19 protein-coding genes are annotated in these 18,475 nt (G+C 49.6%); 5 read left to right on the top strand and 14 right to left on the bottom strand.

Annotated features, from left to right (window positions below):
* Positions 1–18: 18 nt before the first annotated feature.
* The 6 genes from accC to pdxA all read right to left on the bottom strand — a co-directional run bounded on the left by accC (position 19) and on the right by pdxA (position 5,031).
* Positions 19–1,374 (bottom strand): acetyl-CoA carboxylase biotin carboxylase subunit, encoded by a 1,356-nt coding sequence (accC, locus tag GWK09_RS06095; protein ID WP_163692101.1) that lies wholly within the window; start codon positions 1,372–1,374, stop codon positions 19–21.
* A 77-nt stretch (positions 1,375–1,451) separates the two neighbouring features.
* Positions 1,452–1,937, bottom strand: coding sequence for an acetyl-CoA carboxylase biotin carboxyl carrier protein (accB, locus tag GWK09_RS06090; RefSeq protein WP_163692100.1), 486 nt, complete (start codon positions 1,935–1,937; stop codon positions 1,452–1,454).
* Positions 1,938–1,963: 26 nt separating this feature from the next.
* A complete protein-coding gene (locus GWK09_RS06085) occupies positions 1,964–2,956 on the bottom strand; it encodes a beta-ketoacyl-ACP synthase III (protein ID WP_163692099.1) in 993 nt (330 codons plus the stop codon).
* Positions 2,957–3,124: 168 nt separating this feature from the next.
* On the bottom strand, positions 3,125–3,322 hold the full coding sequence (rpmF, locus tag GWK09_RS06080; RefSeq protein ID WP_163692098.1) for a 50S ribosomal protein L32: 198 nt from the start codon (positions 3,320–3,322) through the stop codon (positions 3,125–3,127).
* An 8-nt stretch (positions 3,323–3,330) separates the two neighbouring features.
* Positions 3,331–3,864 (bottom strand): YceD family protein, encoded by a 534-nt coding sequence (locus tag GWK09_RS06075; RefSeq protein ID WP_163692097.1) that lies wholly within the window; start codon positions 3,862–3,864, stop codon positions 3,331–3,333.
* Positions 3,865–3,978: 114 nt separating this feature from the next.
* Positions 3,979–5,031, bottom strand: coding sequence for a 4-hydroxythreonine-4-phosphate dehydrogenase PdxA (gene pdxA / locus GWK09_RS06070; protein ID WP_163692096.1), 1,053 nt, complete (start codon positions 5,029–5,031; stop codon positions 3,979–3,981).
* A 129-nt stretch (positions 5,032–5,160) separates the two neighbouring features.
* On the opposite strand from pdxA, the gene GWK09_RS06065 reads away from it, so the two are divergent.
* Positions 5,161–5,745 carry a riboflavin synthase gene (locus GWK09_RS06065; RefSeq protein WP_163692095.1) on the top strand — a complete coding sequence of 195 codons (585 nt, stop codon included), beginning with the start codon at positions 5,161–5,163 and terminating at the stop codon, positions 5,743–5,745.
* Positions 5,746–5,766: 21 nt separating this feature from the next.
* Here GWK09_RS06065 and GWK09_RS06060 read toward each other — a convergent pair whose 3' ends face one another.
* The 5 genes from GWK09_RS06060 to GWK09_RS06040 are packed head-to-tail and all read right to left on the bottom strand — an operon-like array spanning position 5,767 to position 10,853.
* Positions 5,767–6,963, bottom strand: coding sequence for a hypothetical protein (locus tag GWK09_RS06060; protein ID WP_163692094.1), 1,197 nt, complete (start codon positions 6,961–6,963; stop codon positions 5,767–5,769).
* Positions 6,960–7,796 (bottom strand): type 1 glutamine amidotransferase, encoded by an 837-nt coding sequence (locus GWK09_RS06055; protein ID WP_163692093.1) that lies wholly within the window; start codon positions 7,794–7,796, stop codon positions 6,960–6,962. Before GWK09_RS06055 ends, GWK09_RS06060 begins: the two co-directional genes overlap by 4 nt.
* A gap of 60 nt (positions 7,797–7,856) precedes the next feature.
* Positions 7,857–8,954, bottom strand: coding sequence for a carboxylate-amine ligase (locus GWK09_RS06050; RefSeq protein WP_163692092.1), 1,098 nt, complete (start codon positions 8,952–8,954; stop codon positions 7,857–7,859).
* 18 nt (positions 8,955–8,972) lie between these two features.
* Positions 8,973–10,121 (bottom strand): ATP-grasp domain-containing protein, encoded by a 1,149-nt coding sequence (locus tag GWK09_RS06045; RefSeq protein WP_163692091.1) that lies wholly within the window; start codon positions 10,119–10,121, stop codon positions 8,973–8,975.
* A gap of 21 nt (positions 10,122–10,142) precedes the next feature.
* The gene (locus tag GWK09_RS06040) at positions 10,143–10,853 is read right to left on the bottom strand and encodes an alpha/beta hydrolase-fold protein (protein WP_163692090.1); all 711 of its coding nucleotides are present in this window, start codon (positions 10,851–10,853) and stop codon (positions 10,143–10,145) included.
* A 125-nt stretch (positions 10,854–10,978) separates the two neighbouring features.
* Between GWK09_RS06040 and GWK09_RS06035 the strand changes: the two genes are divergently transcribed.
* Positions 10,979–11,800 (top strand): alpha/beta hydrolase, encoded by an 822-nt coding sequence (locus GWK09_RS06035; protein ID WP_163692089.1) that lies wholly within the window; start codon positions 10,979–10,981, stop codon positions 11,798–11,800.
* A 29-nt stretch (positions 11,801–11,829) separates the two neighbouring features.
* Here GWK09_RS06035 and GWK09_RS06030 read toward each other — a convergent pair whose 3' ends face one another.
* Together GWK09_RS06030 and GWK09_RS06025 are read right to left on the bottom strand one after the other, a co-directional pair.
* Positions 11,830–12,918 carry an acyltransferase family protein gene (locus tag GWK09_RS06030; RefSeq protein ID WP_163692088.1) on the bottom strand — a complete coding sequence of 363 codons (1,089 nt, stop codon included), beginning with the start codon at positions 12,916–12,918 and terminating at the stop codon, positions 11,830–11,832.
* Positions 12,919–12,930: 12 nt separating this feature from the next.
* A complete protein-coding gene (locus GWK09_RS06025) occupies positions 12,931–14,742 on the bottom strand; it encodes a sodium:solute symporter family protein (RefSeq protein WP_163692087.1) in 1,812 nt (603 codons plus the stop codon).
* Between the two features lie 64 nt (positions 14,743–14,806).
* On the opposite strand from GWK09_RS06025, the gene GWK09_RS06020 reads away from it, so the two are divergent.
* Both GWK09_RS06020 and GWK09_RS06015 read left to right on the top strand, forming a co-directional pair.
* Entirely contained in the window at positions 14,807–15,565 is a 759-nt protein-coding gene (locus GWK09_RS06020) for a sulfite exporter TauE/SafE family protein (protein WP_163692086.1), read from the top strand.
* Between the two features lie 66 nt (positions 15,566–15,631).
* The gene (locus GWK09_RS06015; protein ID WP_163692085.1) at positions 15,632–17,095 is read left to right on the top strand and encodes an MltF family protein; all 1,464 of its coding nucleotides are present in this window, start codon (positions 15,632–15,634) and stop codon (positions 17,093–17,095) included.
* Here the strand turns inward: GWK09_RS06015 and GWK09_RS06010 are convergent.
* A complete protein-coding gene (locus tag GWK09_RS06010) occupies positions 17,081–18,103 on the bottom strand; it encodes a CotH family protein (protein ID WP_163692084.1) in 1,023 nt (340 codons plus the stop codon). The two genes, GWK09_RS06015 and GWK09_RS06010, sit on opposite strands and share 15 nt — an antisense overlap.
* Before the next feature lie 185 nt (positions 18,104–18,288).
* Here GWK09_RS06010 and GWK09_RS06005 point away from each other — a divergent pair, with 185 nt between their 5' ends.
* Positions 18,289–18,465: a hypothetical protein gene (locus tag GWK09_RS06005; protein WP_163692083.1), complete on the top strand. Its 177-nt coding sequence runs from the start codon at positions 18,289–18,291 to the stop codon at positions 18,463–18,465.
* Positions 18,466–18,475 lie beyond the last annotated feature (10 nt).

The raw sequence follows: 18,475 nt of genomic DNA, 5'->3' as shown, positions 1-18,475 counted from the left end.
ACAAAGCCGGAGTTCAAGTTAGTTGTTTTCTGCTTCCGGATTCATCTTGAATCCTTCCATGAATTTAGTGGTGTAATTCCCTGCGATATAATCCGGGTGGTCCATTAACTGTCTGTGGAAAGGGATGGTCGTTTTGATTCCCTCGATCACAAACTCGTCCAGGGCGCGCCTCATCTTGTTGATCGCCTCTTCCCTGGTCTGGGCCGTGGTGATCAGTTTGGCGATCATGGAATCGTAGTTGGGCGGGATGGTATACCCGCTGTACACGTGAGTGTCGAGCCGGATTCCGTGACCTCCGGGGGTATGCAGGGTTGTGATCTTACCGGGGGATGGCCTGAAACCGTTGTACGGGTCTTCTGCATTGATCCTGCATTCGATGGAGTGCAGTTTAGGATAATAGTTCTTCCCCGAGATAGGGACTCCTCCTGCCACCAGGATCTGTTCCCGGATCAGGTCATAGTCCACCACCTGTTCGGTTATGGGATGTTCTACCTGAATCCGGGTATTCATCTCCATAAAATAGAACTTGCGGTGTTTGTCTACGAGAAACTCTATGGTCCCTGCCCCTTCGTATTTGATGAATTCGGCCGCTTTGATAGCGGCTTTTCCCATTTCCTCCCGGAGCTTATCCGTCATAAAAGGAGAAGGGGTTTCCTCGGTCAGTTTCTGATGGCGCCTCTGAATAGAACAATCCCTCTCCGATAGGTGACAGGCTTTTCCAAACTGGTCACCAACCACCTGTATCTCGATATGGCGGGGTTCTTCAATGAGTTTTTCCATGTACATCCCCCCGTTGCCAAAAGCCGCGGTGGCTTCTTTTACCGCACTGTTAAAGGCTGCTTCCATGTCCTCTTCCTTCCAGACGGCCCGCATTCCTTTACCCCCGCCCCCGGCGGTAGCTTTGATCATCACGGGATAGCCTACCTTTTTGGCGGTTTTTTTCGCATCGGCCACATCCTTGAGAATTCCTTCAGAGCCCGGCACACAAGGCACCCCAGCCTTCTTCATGGTTTCCTTGGCAGTGGCCTTGTCGCCCATCTTGTCGATCTGTTCCCCGGTGGCACCGATGAACTTGATGTCGTGTTCCGCACAGATCCTGGAGAATTTAGAGTTTTCCGAGAGGAAACCGTAACCCGGGTGTATTGCATCTGCATTGGTGATCTCAGCAGCCGCAATGATATTCGGGATCTTCAGGTAAGATTCGCTGCTGGGAGCCGGTCCAATACAGACGGCTTCATCTGCAAATCGAACATGCAGGCTTTCCTCATCCGCCTTGGAATACACCGCCACGGTCTTGATCCCCATCTCCTTGCAGGTACGAATGATCCTGAGGGCAATCTCTCCTCTGTTTGCAATAAGTATTTTCTTAAACATATTTACCTACGTTTATATGACCCCTGAACAGACAATAGCTGCCAAAGTGGAATTTCCCAGGAGTCGCTTATTAAGTACTAGGACGGGTCTACCAGGAAAAGAGGTTGGTCAAACTCAACCGGTGAAGAATCCTCCACCAGGACCTTCACGATCTTTCCGGACACTTCAGATTCGATGTCGTTGAACAATTTCATGGCCTCGATCACGCAAAGCACATCCCCAACGGCAATATTGTCGCCTACTTCCACGAAAGCAGGTTTATCAGGAGACGGTTTTCTGTAGAAGGTTCCGATAATGGGCGATTTGATCGTGACGTACTTGGAATCCTCTTCTTTCTTTGCCGGAGCAGCATCGCCTGCCGGGGCAGGGGCTGCGGCGGGAGCCTGCGGTGCCGGAGAAGGGGCTACGGCAGCAGGGAGCTGCTGTATATATGTGGTTTCCCCACCGGAGCCTGCCGGACCTGTTCTGATTGTGATCTTGATATCATCCGTTTCCAGTTTCACCTCACTGGCTCCGGACTTGGCCACAAACTTGATTAAACTTTGAATTTCTTTGATGTCCATGGAATTCGTATTTGATTAGTTCTCGTTTAATTATAAGCCCATTTCAGGTAAATGGACCCCCAGGTGAATCCCCCGCCAAAGGCAGCGAATACCAGGTTGTCCCCTTTTTTCAACTCTTTTTCATAATCACTCAGCAATAAAGGAAGGGTAGCCGATGTGGTGTTCCCGTACCTCTGTATGTTCATCATGACCTTTGAGGGTTCAAGTTCCATGCGATTGGCCGTGGCATCGATGATGCGCTTATTGGCCTGGTGAGGGACCAGCCACTGCACATCGTTGTGCGTGAGGTTGTTCCTTTCCATGATCCGCGCGGCTACATCGGCCATATTGGATACGGCAAACTTAAAAACAGACTTCCCATCCTGATACACATAGTGCTGCTTGTTCCTGATGGTTTCCTCAGTCGGGGGAAGGAGGGAGCCTCCTGCCTCGATCTTGAGGAATTCCCGGCCCGTTCCATCAGACCTCAGGTATTCATCCAGCAGCCCGTAACCTTCTGTATTTGGTTCAAATAAGACCGCTCCGCCTCCATCACCAAAGATGATACAGGTGGTCCTGTCTGTATAGTCCAGAATAGAGGACATTTTATCGGCTCCGATTAAGAGCACTTTTTTGTACTTTCCAGATTCAATATACCTGGCTGCCGTCGACATGCCATATAGGAAATTCGAGCAAGCCGCCTGTATGTCATAAGCAAAGGCGTTCACGGCGCCGATCTTCGTAGCCACGTAGACAGCTGTGGACGCCACTGGCAGATCTGGGGTGGCCGTTCCCAGCAATACCAGATCTATTTCGGCTGGGTCTACCCCGGATTTCTCAAGGAGGTTCTCGGCAGCCTTGATCGCCAGATAGGAAGTTCCCTTGTCCTTGTCCTTCAGAATCCTTCTCTCCTTGATCCCGGTGCGGGTAGTGATCCATTCGTCTGTGGTATCCACCATGGTCTCAAGGATCTCATTGGTCAACCTGTAGTCTGGTACGTAAGCCCCCACAGCTGTGATCGCTGCTGTAATTTTGGTCATGCTGTCAAGCGTTTTTTATCGGAAACCTCCAAAAATGCTCCAAAAGTTGTGAAAAATAATGATTTTTTGTGACTTTCCGCCAAAAGCGTGGGTTTTTAACCAGCTCCCGTAGGGCCATAAAAAAACTCCCATTTGTCACAATGGGAGTCTTATCCGTTTTGAGGGGACTTAAGCTGTGGCTTCCTCAGCCTTATCGATCAGCACCTGACCGCGATAATACAACTTACCTTCGTGCCAGTGGGCTCTGTGGTACAAATGCATTTCCCCTGTAGTAGGGTCCTTGGCCAGGGTTGGGGCTACGGCCTTATAATGTGTCCTTCTCTTGTCTCTTCTGGTTTTGGAGGTTTTCCTCTTTGGATGTGCCATCGCGAAACTTATTTATCCGTTAGTAAATTTTTTAAAGCATCCCACCTGGGATCCGTATTGTCTTTATCAGCCTTTGATTCCTTTGGTTGTAATTCCTCGAGTTTTTTCAGTGCATCGGATTTGAGGGACCCGTCTTTTACCCCGGGATGTACCCTTTTTTGTGGTACGGCGAGGACCAGCATCTCATAGACATACTGTGCGATATTGAACTGGTGTTCCCCGTGAGGGATCACCAGGATCTCATCATCCTCATCGTTGTAGGTATCCCCGAACTTTACCACCAGGGACAGGCCCGCTGTCACTTCCTGATCAAAAGGCTCATTTGTGAGGTCGCAGGCGACGTTTACCGTTCCATTTGCCTCCATTTCCAGTTCCATCACCGTACTCATCTTGTTGAACAAGACCTTAACAACGATATCCGTTTCGTTGAACTCAAAATACTCAAAAGACTCAAAGAACGTATTATTAATTTGATACTCAAACGTGTGCGCCCCTACCTTCAGTCCTGAAAAAGGAATATTAAATTCCTTATGCGTTGTCATTGTGTACAATCGTTTAAGGCGTGCAAAGATACTTTTTTTTTGCCAATAGCAAATCAATTTCTCAATTATTTCGGGCCATTCCACGCACAAATATCCCGAAATCCAGACTGTTCCCTATGTGGCCTTGACTTTCTGCCTCTTGAGGGGGTTTCTGCTGATCTCCTCGTATTCCATCCGGTTCCTGTAGATCTCTATTCCCTTGAACACGGCTTCCTTGAAGGATCCCGCGTCTGCTTTCCCTTTCCCGGCTATTTCATAAGCGGTCCCGTGATCGGGGGAGGTCCTCACCCTGCTGAGTCCGGCTGTAAAGTTCACCCCCATCCCGAAGGATAAGGTCTTGAACGGGATCAGTCCCTGGTCGTGATAGGCGGCCAGGATAGCGTCGAATTGTTTGTATGTATCTGAGCCGAAAAAACTATCGGCCGCGTAGGGGCCAAAGATCAATCTTCCTTTGTCGGCCATTTCCCTGATGACTGGCCTGAGCACCTCGTCATCTTCCTTGCCGATCACCCCGTCATCCCCACTGTGGGGATTGATCCCCAGCATGGCGATCCTGGGCCTGCGAATGGCAAAATCCATTTTCAGGCTCTTTTCAATGATCTCGATCTTTTCCCTGATCAATTTTCTGTTGATATTGCTGACCACATCCTTTACAGCCACATGGTCTGTGAGCAGCCCGACTTTAAGGGTATCCGTGACCATGAACATCAGGCTTTCCCCTCCGAGTTCCCGGGCCAGATAATCCGTATGCCCGGGGAAGTTAAATTCGTCTGACTGTATGTTCTTCTTATTGATGGGTGCGGTGACCAACAGGTCTATCTCCTCATCCTTGAGGGCCTTTACCGCTGCTTTCAGGGAACGGATAGCGTACTTCCCTGCCTCAGGGGTAGAGACCCCATACTGGATGTTCGGGGTTTCCTTCCATACATTGACCACGTTGATCTTTCCGTCTATGGCATGAGCTGCCTGGTCTACCCCGTTAAAGGTGATATCCATTCCCAGGTCGTTCTTTTGCTGGGTGATGGTCTTGTTGGAGGCGAAAATGATGGGAGTGCACAACTCCAGCATCCTGCTGTCCTCAAAGGTCTTCAGGATCACTTCACACCCTATCCCATTGAGGTCTCCCACGGAGATCCCCACTCTAATATTCGCACTTTCCTTCTTCATATCTCTGTACTTTGCCTTACCTTTGAAGCCTTGGAAAAGCCCCTTGCAGACCGCATTTATTTGATTCAAAAATAAGATATCCGGGGCGTTCCGTAAGGGAAAAAACCTCTTTTTTAAAATTCATGTACCATGTTTACCGGAATCATTGAAACCCTCGGGGAGGTCAGAGATCGAAAAAAGGAAGGGAGCAATCTCCACCTTACGATCGCAGCCGAGATCACCCCGGAACTGAAGATCGACCAGAGTGTGGCCCACAATGGTGTCTGCCTGACGGTTGTAGGGATTGAGGGAAAGGAATACACCGTTACGGCTGTAGAAGAGACCCTCCTCAAGTCGACCCTCGGCGATCTCGCTAGAGGGGACCGTGTAAACCTGGAACGGGCGATGATCCTGGGAACCCGCCTCGACGGGCATATCGTGCAGGGACATGTAGACACTACCGCTGTGTGCACAAAGATCGAGCAGAAGGACGGGAGCTGGTATTTTACCTTTACCTATACCCCTTCCAGGGGGCATGTGACCATTGAGAAAGGATCGATTACCGTAGACGGAGTCAGCCTTACCGTGGTCGATTCAGAAGAAGACCGTTTTAGTGTGGCCATCATTCCTTATACCTATGAACACACCCGGTTCCAGCAGTACGAGGTAGGAAGCAGGGTAAACCTGGAATTCGACGTCATCGGGAAATATGTAGCCCGACTCCTGGGGAAATAACCCAAAGGGGGTTTCCGGAATCTATTTTTCGAAAAAACTGATGGAAGAACCTATCCAGGTATCATTGGTGTTGTGAGAGACATTGATCATCCCGCCTTTACCCATCCGGGTAAGGTTGATCACCGGCTTTAATCTGCCCTCTTTTTCATCCCTGACAAACAATATGCGCAATTCAACCCGGGAATTCCGATCGGTAAGGGTCTTGATAAGGGGAGAATACTTCACCTTTTTCTGGAGCATGTAGTTCTTCATATCCTTGATCGTATTGAGCAGCTCCCAGGTGGGCTCCAGATTCACCCCTTTCCCCGCAAAAGAGAACAGGGGCTTAAGCACATACTGTTTCAAATCGATGTCTCGCGGCACCTCATCCAGGTAGTAAGACTCAGGGATGCTCTCATGGGAAAGCATCGGCATGATGCATTTGGAGATCATAAAGAACCAGTCTGGATTTGTGATCCAGGTCACCTCCAGATCATCAAAAATGTTGAAGCTCGTCTTAAGGTCCTTGAACTGGTACAGGTCGTCAAAAATCACACGGTTGTAGATCCTGCGGATCTGTATCTTTCGGCCTTCCTTCTCATAGTACAACCGCTTGCCTTCCTTGATGACCTTGGTCATACAAACCACCTCTATCCCCAGGGCTTGTTGGGTAGCCCAGAAATCGATCCTCGTCTTTTGAGCTTCCGGGAATATTTCCATCAGGATCACATTTTCCGCGGCTTCATCCCCTAAAATCACTTCCCGCAGGGCCTCCAAATAAGATTTTTCGGTATGCCCCCCCAGAAAATAGTGGAAGTCATCCACCGGGATATTGGGATAATTGTTCAGATAGGCCTTGGCCAGAAAGGGTTGATAAAAGAAGAGGGAGGGAAAAGCCTGCAGTTCTATCAATTGCGGACTCAGATTTCCGTGTTCATCCTCGCAGATCCCAAAATCGATCCCCAAAAAATGCGGGTTGCCCACAGGAGTAGGAGAATGCAGTTGTTTAGGCATGAATCGCTGCCTTACCGCCTCAAAATCGAGATCGTCCAGTTGCCGGAGTATGGCATCACAGGCATCGAACACTTTCCCCTTCATCTCCCTGTCAATAAACACAGGGGTCTCCGAGATCCGGAAAGGGCAGGGCTCTCCGAAGGTCTTGAGCACTTCCTTTTGAAGCCCTTCGTAATAAGCGTCCCTGAAGCCTGAGTTAAAGCGTTCTCTTACCTTGGAAATCATACGGATACTGGGGTTTGATGGTCAATGGCGTCTGCCGCCTGTTGCAGGAAACGGGGAATGATGGTCCGGTTGGTCATCAGGATCTTATCGTCATCATCCAGGTGGATCATCATGTCCTCGTATTTCTTCTTCCCGTGGTGCTTGATGATATGAGCTCGTTTATCCGGCCTCTGGAAATAGCGCATCATCCCCTCTGAATCTGCTTCGGGGTGGAACTGCACCCCAAAGATCTCGGGGGAGAATCGTATCGCCATCACCGCCCGTTCGAGGGGTACGTGAGGCCTTTTCTTTTCTTTGCACAACACCTTGCACCCCAAACTTTTAAGGCGTTTCTTTCTGGGCTTTACCACCTGGTAGTCCCTGGAATCCACGGCATAGAAAGGGTTGTGCAGGCCCTCGAGCAGGAATTCCTCCTTGCCTTTCTTGGTCTTGTGGACCGGCATGATCCCAAAAGCTGTGGATTTCCGCCTTTTGATCTTGGCGAGTTTCCAGTGCAGACAGGCTATCTGGAAGGAATGGCAGATCAAGAAGAGGTATTTCTTGTTTTCCTCCAGCAGGTTGTGGTCATATATGGAATCCAGGAATCGGTAGAACTTCTTTTCCCATTTTTCACCAACCGGCTTCGGGGAATCAGGCCCCCCGGAAGCTATGAATATATCGAAGTCCTCCACCTCGGGTACTTCGTGTTGTACCCTTACATCGAAGATCTCAAAACTTCCCTGAATATCATCCCGTTCTAAAAACTGTTGGACCAGCATCTTAATGCAGCGCATACCCTCATTGGGCTGACCCGCATTCATGTCGAGAATGGCGATTTTATATGTTGGATGCATGTATACTTGTTGTTTGTTCCTCCCGGAAAGCGGAGATAAATAAGACTTGGTTTTTAATGATCACAGGCCTTTCCCTGTCTCTTCCACTATGTACTTGACCACTTCCTTCAGGTCGTTGGTCTCGTTGAATACTTTGAGTTGCCTATCCGCCCCGGACCCTTGTTCCAACATCTGGTAGACGTAATTCACTTCTGTTCTGCAGCCCAGTTCGTCCACCACATCTTCGACAAAGTCGAGTAGTTCATTGATCAGGGTCTTAAATGGCACTTCTTCCTCTTTCCCGAAATCGATGAGTTTGGCCTCTATCCCCCAGCGGGCGGCCCTCCATTTGTTCTCGTTGATCAGTACCCTGCGATAGGACCTGAAGCTCTGGTTCTTCTGGTGCAATTTATGCAACTTGGCTATGATACACTGCATCAGGGCCGCAATACAGGTCACCTCATCCACGGTCATCACCATATCGCATACCCGAAACTCCACCGTCGGGTAGAAGGGGTGCAGCCTGATGTCCCACCAGATCTTCTTCCCGTTGTCAATACAGTTGGTCTTGACCAGCACTTCCACAAACTTGTCATACTCCCCCACACTGGCAAAATAAGGGGGTATTCCCGTACGGGGGAACTTGTCGAAGATCTTGGACCGGAAAGATTTAAATCCTGTATCCCGCCCTTCCCAAAAGGGGGAATTGGTAGATAATGCATAGAGGTGGGGGAGAAAATACCGGGCGATGTTCATGATCTGCAAGCCCTCTTCCCTGCTCGGGATCCCCACGTGGACGTGCAGCCCGAAAATGAGGTTGGAACGGGCTACGTCCTTCATCTCCGCTATGAGTTCGTCATACCGGGGATTGGGTGTGATGGGCTGATCGCTCCAGTTGGAAAACGGGTGCGTTCCGGCGGCTCCTACTTTCAGGCCTTCTTTGGCGGCCAGCTCTATGACCTGTTGCCTAAGATAAGATACCTCGTCCCTGGCCTGGTTGATATTCTCGCAGATATTCGTCCCCATCTCGATCACGGCCTGGTGCATCTCCTCCTTGATCCGCTCCTTCAGGAAAACCTTCCCCCCTTCGAGGATCTTTGACATATGGGACCTGAGGGTATAGGTCTCGCTGTCCAGGATCTGGAATTCCTCTTCAATGCCGAGGGTGAACTTTTTCATGTCGGGTTATTTATGGCTTTATTTCTTCTTTTTTGGACTCGTTTTTGGCTTGGGGCTCTCCTTCTTCCCAGTCGTTTTCTTGGTGGTCTTGGCAGCCGTGGTCTTGGCGGGCGTAACTTTGGTCCTGGCCGGTTTTACCGGTGTCTTCTTGACGGCCGACTTCTTTACCTCTGCGGCTGATTTTAAGGATGACTTCGGAGCCTTTACCGCAGCGGGGGCCACGCAATCTTTAACAAAGGTACCCCAGGAACTGTTGTTCTTCTTCTCCTTGTGCTCCAGGGCCTTTTCAACCGCGAGCTTAGCCGCGTGTTCCACGATCCATCTGAAATTCCCTTCTCCTACGGAGTGCACATCTGCATCGGGGGCCGGGTTACAGAAATCAATGGCATAGGGGATCCCGTTTCTTACGGCAAATTCCACCGTATTGAAATCATACCCCAGGGCCTTGTTCAACTTGATGGTATAGTCATGGATGGTCTTCATCAGTTTCTGATGCTCTGCACCGGTGGTCTTGGGCTCTGTCACATATCTGAGGTGAAACTCGTTCCTGGGTTCATAGGGCATGATATGCACGTATTTCTGCCCAAGGCAGTACACCCTGTAATAATCTTCAAAGACGATCTCCTCCTGCAGCATCATGACCAGTTGCTCGGTCTCCCCGTGCTTGGCGAAGAGGTCGTCCGGATCGTTCACTTTGTATACACTTTTCCACCCTCCACCTGAGTGGGGTTTCATATAGGCTGGAAAGCCTATATAATTGAAGATATACTCCCAGTCCAGTGGAGCCTTCAGGTTTCTGAATGACCTCTCCGTGGTGTCATCTGGCCTGTGTTTGGAAGGCAAGAGAACCGTTTTAGGCACAGGGACCCCGATCTGCATAGCCAGGCAGTTGTTAAAGAATTTTTCATCAGCACTCCACCAGAAGGGGTTGTTGATCACACAGGTTCCCATCAGGGATGCATTCTTCAGGTAGGCCCTGTAAAAGGGTACTTCCTGGGAGATCCTGTCAATGATCACGTGGTACCCATAGTCTATCCCCTGCTGAACCTTGTCGATCAGGACGGGTTCAGCCACCACCTTGCCGTTCCCCAGCTCGTTCACCTTGTCGATAAAGGCCCAGGGGAAAGTGTCTTCCATTCCAAATAAAATTCCAACTTTTTTGATCATCTTATGTAATGTTTAATTCGATTAAAAATATCGGCCGATGTATTCCGGAAATACCATCTTCCACAAAGGCCAGTCATGCTCAATCCATTTTTTTTCGTCGTACCAGTAAGGGATCCCTTTAGATTGGAGGATCCCCGCCATATGCTCGTTCTTGGGCTTACAACTGTCCCAGTCGGATGTGCTCAGCACGATGTTCATATGCTGATATTTCCAGCCCTCCTCATTTCGCATGAATTCATCCGGACAGTTGAAATAGATCCTCATATCATCCGAAAGGGGTACAAAGTTACGAATATTGAAAACCCCGGACATGGAGAAGAGGTGTGAGACCAGGTCTGGGAACCTGAAAGCAGTATTCCCGGCGTGGTACCCTCCAAAACTCACCCCTGCAACCCCAATCCTGTGGGTATTGCATTCCCGCTGAATATAAGGAATTAGCTCATTTTTCAGGAATTGCATGTACAATTCGTAGTTGTGAATCTTCATCTCAGAGGACATGTTCTCCGCATAGAAGGTAAGTCCGTCTATGGTCTCCACATTATAGAGTTTGATCCGGCCTTCCTCCACAAAATTCATTACCGAACCATTAAGTCCGAAATCGTTGTTCTGGGTAAAACTGCCATAGGAAGACGGGAACATCAGAATGGGATATCCCCAATGACCGGTGATCTCCAGGTTGATGTTCCGTTCAAGGGTATGGGAATAGTACTGAATATACTGTACAGAAGCCATGGGATAATGTAACCTAAATTTCTAAGTTTACCAATAAATTTAACCGGGCAAAGGTATTTTATTTTCGGTTATACCCCGCTAAAATTCAAGGGATTCCTTATACTTGCCCCCTTTAGAATGACCCGATGATTCTACATGTAGACCACATAAGCCTCAAAGGTTCCTTTTCCTCCCGATATCTGCAAAGAAAGGTGCATTTCAGGCTTATCGCACCCCCCTCTTTCCGTAAAGGGGCCAAGGACTTTCCCGTTTTGCTGATGAATGACGGGCAGGACTACACAGCTCTCGGACTCGAAAAGATTCTGACGGCAGCCTATGGCAGCAGGAACGTAAACCCCTTCCTGTATGTGGGCCTGGAAACAGATGAAAACAGAATGCGCGATTACGGCACCGCCTGTACAGCAGATTATAAAGGCAGGGGTGACAACGCCAGATCGTATACCAGCTTTGTCACAGAAGAATTCATTCCCTTTTTAAAAAAGGAATTCAGAGCCTCCCCCTCCGGACAGGAGTGGGTCTATTGCGGGATGTCCCTGGGTGGATTATCCGCCTTCGATATCGTGTTCAATCACCCGGATCTGTTCGGTAAGGCAGCGGTATTCAGCGGGTCCTTCTGGTGGCGGAAAAAGCCTTACTCTAAAAAAGATCCCGAGGACCGCAGCCGGATCGTCCTGGATATGGTCAAGGAAGGGGCCTTCTCCCCTCACCTCTCCTTCTGGTTCCAGTGCGGCACGCTGGATGAAAAGGCAGACCGCAACCACAATGGTATCATCGATTCCATTGACGATACCCTGGACCTGATCAAAGAATTGGAACTCAAAGGGTATACCCGGCCCGGGCAGATCACCTATGTGGAAGTTGAAGGGGGAAAGCACGACCTGCCCACCTGGTCAAGGATCTTTCCCGACTTCCTCAAATGGGCTTTTTCCCGCCACGATGCCCATTGATGCATCCGGGATCCTGTAAGGAGAATACCTCAGACTTTAATAAATATCTTTCGGCGATACATCCACCAGGCCAGTAACAAATAGAAACTCACTACGGCTAATCCATACAGGAGGGAGGACATCTCGCCTGAAAGGAAGGAGTGAACAAAGATCTTCTCGTACAACCAACCATGCAGGGACATCCCGTCTGCTACCTCAACAGAGTAGAAGATCTTGGTAATAAAACTGGAGAGGAAGTAGACCGTGATTGCATTCGCACCTGTGTATTTGAAGATGCTGCCGAATTGTATTCCTTTTACGTCTGTGAGATAATAGATCAGTGCCAAGACGATATTGGCCCACCCGGCGGTCACAAGTACAAAACTGCTGGACCACAGGGCTTTGTTGATGGGAAATGCCAGATCCCACAGGTAACCCAATACCACCATAGCAGCCCCTAGGGCAAGCAATAGCACTTCTTTTTTGGGCCTCTTTGATAACAGGATAAGTCCCGTAAAGATGCCCAGCAAAGAGGAGGCGATGGAAGGAAATGTGCTCAGCAATCCTTCCGGGTCGTAATCGTCTTTGTACATATGGGTGCCAAAGACCTGCAGGTCTATATAATTGGCCCAGTTGTTCGGGGCGCGTTCAAAGGTGGGAGCTGCCCCGTCAAAAGGAACGAAGCCCAGCCAAATCCAGTATCCGACAAGGATGGCGACGCATATCCCCAGGAGCGCCTTCCAGTTCGCATTCAGGTAAAGGACAGCCGCAAAGAAAAAGACAACCCCGATTCGCTGAAGCACCCCGGGAAACCGTATCTCAGCAAAATCCTTGACAAAGGGGAAGCTGAGGGTAAAAGCCCCGAGAAATAAGCCCAGCCCGATCAGTTTTAACGTCCGTATGGAGATCTTGCGATACGTTGCTGCATTGGGTTCCTTGTTCCTGTAGGCAAATACGATGGAGGTCCCCACGATAAAAAGGAAGAACGGAAATACCAGATCTGTAGGGGTATAACCATGCCAATCGGCGTGCCTGAGCGGGGGGAACACATATTCCCATGTCCCAGGGGTGTTAACGAGTATCATCAGGGCGATGGTAAGCCCCCTGAAGATGTCTACAGAGATGATCCTTTCCTTCATATTTTTGAATTTTTACAATATACTTCCCTTCATTCTGTTCCAAACCCTGGTCAGGAGAAATCCTGAGATCACGGCAATGGCGGTCAGGATGGATGCCGGAAGGTGTTTCCCGTAAATCCAATAACCCGTTGCGAACATAATGGTATAGATCAGGACACAGCCCAGCAACATAGCGGTAATTCCTGCTGGCACACTCCATTTTTCATTCGTATTCACGATCCTCTGCTGATCCTTTTCGGCTTCCCTGATCACCCTTGCCCAGCCCGGACCGCCGGGTTGGATCTTCATATAGAAAGACCTCAGCACCTCCTTGGATTCCGGCTGTGTGAGGAACGTGGCTGCCATCCAGATCGCAGTGGTGAGTACAACTACAAAGATGTATTCAGACCAATCCGGAAACACACCTGTTTCAGGGGCAAAAAAGAAGGCTCCTACAGGGGTAAGCTTTAACAGGAGTGAAATAATCCCGGAAGCGAACATGGCAGTGATCTCACTCCAAGCATTGATCCTCCACCAGAACCAGCGAAGGATAAAGATGAGACCCGTGCCGGCTCCGAAGACCAGCAACACCTCAAAGAGCTGAAGCGCGTTTTGTAGCAACAGAGCCAGGGCAGCGCTGAAGACCATCAGGACCACTGTGGAGATCCTTCCCACGGCTACAAGCCTCTTTTCCGAAGCATCCGGATTGACCTGCTGTTTGTAAAAATCGTATACGATATAAGAAGAGCCCCAGTTGAGCTGGGTGGAAATGGTAGACATGTAAGCGGCGATAAGAGAGGCCAGAACCAGTCCGAGTAACCCGCTGGGTAGTTTGGTCAGCATGGCCGAATAGGCCAGGTCATGGCCCAGTTTATCATCGGCAATGAAAGGGAAGGCCTCATGTATGCTCGCCACGTCGGGATAGACCACCAGAGAGGCCAGGGCCACCAGGATCCAGGGCCAGGGTCGAAGGGCGTAATGCATGATGTTAAAGAAAAAGGTAGCCCCAATGGCGTGGTTCTCGTTTTTCGCCGCCAGCATACGCTGGGCGATATATCCACCCCCGCCGGGTTCTGCTCCGGGATACCAGGAACTCCACCACTGTACCGCCAGGGGGATCACGAAGAGGGTGATCAGGACCTGGGTATTGCTAAAATCGGGAAGGATGGAGAGTTTGTCGGTGACGTGCTCATTGGCCATAAGGGCTTCGATCCCGCCCACCTCAGGAAGATTCACGAGGTAGAAAGCCGCCCCTATCGCCCCGGCCATGGCCACGAAGAACAGCAGGAAGTCTGTATATACAACCCCTTTGAACCCTCCAAGTGCACTGAAGGTAACGGTGATGAGTCCGGCACTGACCACCGTCTGCCAGGGTTCGAGCCCCAGCATGATCCCCCCTATCTTGATAGCCGCCAGGGTAACGGCAGACATCGTTATCACATTGAAGATGACCCCGAGGTAGATCGCCCTGAATTTCCTGAGGAATCTGGCCGGTGCACCCCCATAGCGCAGTTCGTAGAATTCCAGGTCGGTGTTGACGTTCGATTTGCGCCAGAGCTTTGCGTAGACAAAGACCGTGAGGAGGCCGGTAATCAGAAAGGCCCACCAGACCCAGTTACCAGAGACCCCGTTGGTCCTGACGATGTCCGTCACCAGGTTAGGAGTGTCCGTAGAAAAGGTGGTTGCCACCATGGAAAGCCCCAGAAGCCACCAGGGCATGGTACGCCCGCTGAGAAAGAATTCGGAAGTGTTCTTACCTGATTTTTTGGAAACGATGACCCCTATGGCCAGTACCGTGGAAAAGAAAACGATGATAAAGCCATAGTCGAGCGTGCTTAGTTCCATAAGGTCATACGTTGGTCAGTGGCTAAAGATATTATTTTTTGGGATACCTTTATCCGACCCGCTAATGGGAATTATACCCGTCGCCTTGGAAATCAGCCTTACATCCTGGATACTCGCCTATGTGGCTTCCGTGGTGCTGGGCATCTCAAAGTCGGGCATCAAAGGGATCGCCGTGATCATTATCACGCTGATGGCCCTTGGATTCGGGGCTCGTGCCTCAACCGGTCTTCTGGTTCCTCTCTTCGTCGTGGGCGATATTTTTGCGGTGGTCTATTACAACAAGCACGCACGCTGGAATTACATCAGGCGGTTCCTGCCCTGGATGATGTGCGGAGTTGTCATAGGGGTGTTTCTGGGCAACGACCTCCCGGAGGATAGGTTTAAGGTATGGATGGTCATCGTGATCCTGGCAAGTGTGGCTATGATGACCTGGTGGGATCTTCGCAAATCGAAGGTAGTCCCTTCGCACTGGAGCTTTGGAGGGTTTATGGGAATCCTTGCAGGTATTACAACGATGATAGGGAACCTTGCAGGGGCATTCTCCAACATTTTTTTCCTGGCCATGAGGCTTCCAAAGAACGAATTCATAGGTACGGCAGCCTGGGTTTTCTTTTTCATCAATCTGTTTAAACTCCCCTTCCATATTCTGGTCTGGAAAACCATAACTCCTGAAACCCTCCTGATCAATGCCATGCTCCTGCCCGGTGTTGGGCTGGGATTATTTCTCGGCGTCAGGCTTGTCAAGGTGATACGGGAAGGATTCTATCGCAAGATGATCCTGATCTTGACCGCTTTAGGCGCTCTGATACTCTTGCTCAGGTAGTTATTTCACAAAAATTAGTATTTTACATCTGCTTTGCCGGCTTAACCGGATAAGCGAACTGAGGTCATGAGCAATTTTAAAAAATACCTTTTGCTCTTTTGTCTGTTGCTGATCTCCTGTGAGGGATTCAGGCAGAACAGGGAAAAGAGAATGGCTGAACTGGCAGCCGGCAGGGACCTCACTGAGATCCAGGCCGATGGCAAATTAAGGGCCCTGATCGCGTATAGCGCCACCAGTTACTTCCTGTACAGAGGCCAGCCAATGGGATACGAATATGAACTGCTCAAGCGCCTGGCGGACGACCTGGGTGTGGAACTCGAGTTACACGTTTCCCGAGATCTGGATGAGATGCTCAATGAGCTCAAGAAGGGAACGGTGGATATCGTAGCCCATGGCCTGGCAATCACTGCTGAACGAAAACAGGAAGTGGCCTTTTCTGAATTCCTCTATATCACAGAACAGGTTCTGGTACAGCGCAAACCCGAAGGGTGGAGGCAGATGACGAGGGATCAGATCAAAGAGGCTATGATCAGTGACCCCATAGAACTTATTGGAGATACCGTTTCCGTCCGCAAGAACTCCTCATACTTCAAAAGGATTCGAAACCTTTCCAGGGAGATAGGGGGAGAAATCGTTATTGATACCCTGAGGGGGAATATCACCACGGATGAGATCATCAAAATGGTAGCTGACGGGGAGATCAAATACACCCTTGCAGACAAAAACCTGGCGAGTATCAACGCATCCTATTATCCGGACCTGGATGTGGAAGTGCCTCTGAGTTTCTCCCAACGCATCGCCTGGGCGCTGAGACCGGGGTCCAAGGACCTGTTGAAAGCCACCAACCTTTGGATCCAGAAGGAAAAAAAACAGGACGACTACTACGTGATCTACAACAAATATTTCAAGAACAAAAGGAATTTCAGGAGGCGTGTGAACAGTCCTTTTTACAGCCTGAACCAGAAACAGATCAGCAGGTTCGACCCGATTATCAAGGAGAATTCCCGCAAACTAGGGTGGGATTGGAGGCTCCTGGCTTCCCTCATTTACCAGGAATCCCGTTTCGATCCCGAAGCCCAGTCCTGGTCAGGCGCAAAAGGCCTGATGCAGCTCATGCCCGATACCGCAGAGGAACTGGGTGTTACCGCCACGGCGGATGCAGGGGAAGTGATCCGTGCCGGAACACATTACCTGGGGCAGCTGTATGAGAACTTCTCCCATATCGCGGATTCCGTACAGCGGATCAAATTTACCCTGGCCTCTTACAATTGCGGTTACAGCCATGTGCTCGATGCTCAGAACCTGGCTCAGGTAAAAGGGCTTAAGGATACGGTATGGGATGGAAACGTCGCTGAGATGATCCTGGCTTTGAGTTTCCCACAGAACTACAACCACGAAGTTGTAAAATTTGGCTATGTACGAGGCCTGGAACCCTTTCAGTACGTGGAACAGATCTTCCAGCGGTACGATCACTATCGGAAATTCATCGACAGGGAAGAACCGGAAAATCTCAGCTTAGCGGGATCTTAAACGGTTCAGGACCTGCCTTTCGAACTTTTTTTCATCTTCCAGGATGCTAAAAAATGATTCCAGGAACTCATAGGCCTCCCTGTATTGCAGTGGATCCTGAAAGTACGTTTCAAGTGCTTCCAATTCCGACAGTATTTCGGGACGTTTCTGCAGGAAGTCGCGGCGAACGTTTTGCAGCAAGGCCGTGTCCCGTTCATATCCTTTGTAGATCCTGTCTGTGACCTGGGTGATGGAACCTTCGAGATTTTGAATATTGGTGACAGCGGCATAAGGGGCATTCACCAGGCCTGACATGTCAAAATCGTATGGCAACGGGATGATCCTCTTTTTGACGAACAGGAGTTTCTGATTGTGTTGTTGAGTAGTTGAAAAATCCGTATTGGCGATCATGAATTCAAAAAGGTCGTTCTGAGCGGAGGCCAGGTCGTCCTGTTGCAAAGGGTGGATCAGCCTTTTGACTTCCTGCCCCTCATACCGTTTACAGAGGTGGTCCATATCCTCAATAAGAAACCCATAAAACTCATGAGTAACCTCTCGTCTCCCCTTATCCTCTATTAGAGTAACCTCGGCCAGCCGGGTCTTGAAATGGAAAGGGGCAAGTCGTTCAAATATCTTGTACGCCAGGTATTCTCTGAGGACGTAATCCCCTGTGTTCCGATCGAGCTGGCACGGGAGTACCATTTTCAGTTTCTCACTACCCTGGAATGGGGTAGAAGAGCTTTTCGACCTTTTGATCCTGATCTTCAAAGGGGCGAAATAACAGGTCTTACGCCGAAAATTCCCCCTGGCCCTCAGGTCGGCCGGCAGGGAATCCCAAAGCTCACCATCCGAGAACCAGATCATGGACTGCAGATAGGTGCTGTCATTGGTGTCCCGTTTCAGTGATTTGTTGGAATATTGGAGTCGGACCTTCAGGGGGGCATCCTTTCGGAAAAGTTCCGGTAGTGCCTCTGCCGAGCTATTGGACGAATCCTCCTGAGCATGTTGATACAAAGTAGGTATCAACAAAAAAAGTAAGATCAATATTTTCGCCCGGAACGCTTTCATAGAGGAATCCCAAACCATCAAGATACGGATAAATTCAAGAGTCCCTAAAGAGGACGGAAAAGGATTGTTAAAAAGTTTATCTTGTTAAGACTTTGTTAATTTATTAACTTTTGTTTAACTTTATAGTATACCAATTAAGTGAACTGATGGATAACACTGTAAGACTGTTTGGTGCCAGGATGTTAACGGGGTTGTTTTTGATCGCGATGATCACCCTCGTTATTTTAGCCTACCAGGAGTATTCTGCTGAATTAGCCAAAGAAGCCGAACTCTATGTTGCTTCCTCCTTACATCAATTTGACACCTCCCTGGCTGTCAGGTAAGGACTGCCCT

This window comes from Muriicola jejuensis (genome assembly GCF_010671595.1).
GTDB classification, from domain to species: domain Bacteria; phylum Bacteroidota; class Bacteroidia; order Flavobacteriales; family Flavobacteriaceae; genus Muriicola; species Muriicola jejuensis.
The sequence above is the reverse complement of the archived record's forward strand: the minus strand, read 5'-3'. Positions and strand labels throughout refer to the sequence as shown.

What these genes read in the sequence shown, in the direction of transcription:
- accC (WP_163692101.1), bottom strand. Translation starts at nt 1,374, where the DNA reads ATGTTTAAGAAAATACTTATTGCAAACAGAGGAGAGATTGCCCTCAGG.
- accB (WP_163692100.1), bottom strand. Translation starts at nt 1,937, where the DNA reads ATGGACATCAAAGAAATTCAAAGTTTAATCAAGTTTGTGGCCAAGTCC.
- GWK09_RS06085 (WP_163692099.1), bottom strand. Translation starts at nt 2,956, where the DNA reads ATGACCAAAATTACAGCAGCGATCACAGCTGTGGGGGCTTACGTACCA.
- rpmF (WP_163692098.1), bottom strand. Translation starts at nt 3,322, where the DNA reads ATGGCACATCCAAAGAGGAAAACCTCCAAAACCAGAAGAGACAAGAGA.
- GWK09_RS06075 (WP_163692097.1), bottom strand. Translation starts at nt 3,864, where the DNA reads ATGACAACGCATAAGGAATTTAATATTCCTTTTTCAGGACTGAAGGTA.
- pdxA (WP_163692096.1), bottom strand. Translation starts at nt 5,031, where the DNA reads ATGAAGAAGGAAAGTGCGAATATTAGAGTGGGGATCTCCGTGGGAGAC.
- GWK09_RS06065 (WP_163692095.1), top strand. Translation starts at nt 5,161, where the DNA reads ATGTTTACCGGAATCATTGAAACCCTCGGGGAGGTCAGAGATCGAAAA.
- GWK09_RS06060 (WP_163692094.1), bottom strand. Translation starts at nt 6,963, where the DNA reads ATGATTTCCAAGGTAAGAGAACGCTTTAACTCAGGCTTCAGGGACGCT.
- GWK09_RS06055 (WP_163692093.1), bottom strand. Translation starts at nt 7,796, where the DNA reads ATGCATCCAACATATAAAATCGCCATTCTCGACATGAATGCGGGTCAG.
- GWK09_RS06050 (WP_163692092.1), bottom strand. Translation starts at nt 8,954, where the DNA reads ATGAAAAAGTTCACCCTCGGCATTGAAGAGGAATTCCAGATCCTGGAC.
- GWK09_RS06045 (WP_163692091.1), bottom strand. Translation starts at nt 10,121, where the DNA reads ATGATCAAAAAAGTTGGAATTTTATTTGGAATGGAAGACACTTTCCCC.
- GWK09_RS06040 (WP_163692090.1), bottom strand. Translation starts at nt 10,853, where the DNA reads ATGGCTTCTGTACAGTATATTCAGTACTATTCCCATACCCTTGAACGG.
- GWK09_RS06035 (WP_163692089.1), top strand. Translation starts at nt 10,979, where the DNA reads ATGATTCTACATGTAGACCACATAAGCCTCAAAGGTTCCTTTTCCTCC.
- GWK09_RS06030 (WP_163692088.1), bottom strand. Translation starts at nt 12,918, where the DNA reads ATGAAGGAAAGGATCATCTCTGTAGACATCTTCAGGGGGCTTACCATC.
- GWK09_RS06025 (WP_163692087.1), bottom strand. Translation starts at nt 14,742, where the DNA reads ATGGAACTAAGCACGCTCGACTATGGCTTTATCATCGTTTTCTTTTCC.
- GWK09_RS06020 (WP_163692086.1), top strand. Translation starts at nt 14,807, where the DNA reads ATGGGAATTATACCCGTCGCCTTGGAAATCAGCCTTACATCCTGGATA.
- GWK09_RS06015 (WP_163692085.1), top strand. Translation starts at nt 15,632, where the DNA reads ATGAGCAATTTTAAAAAATACCTTTTGCTCTTTTGTCTGTTGCTGATC.
- GWK09_RS06005 (WP_163692083.1), top strand. Translation starts at nt 18,289, where the DNA reads ATGGATAACACTGTAAGACTGTTTGGTGCCAGGATGTTAACGGGGTTG.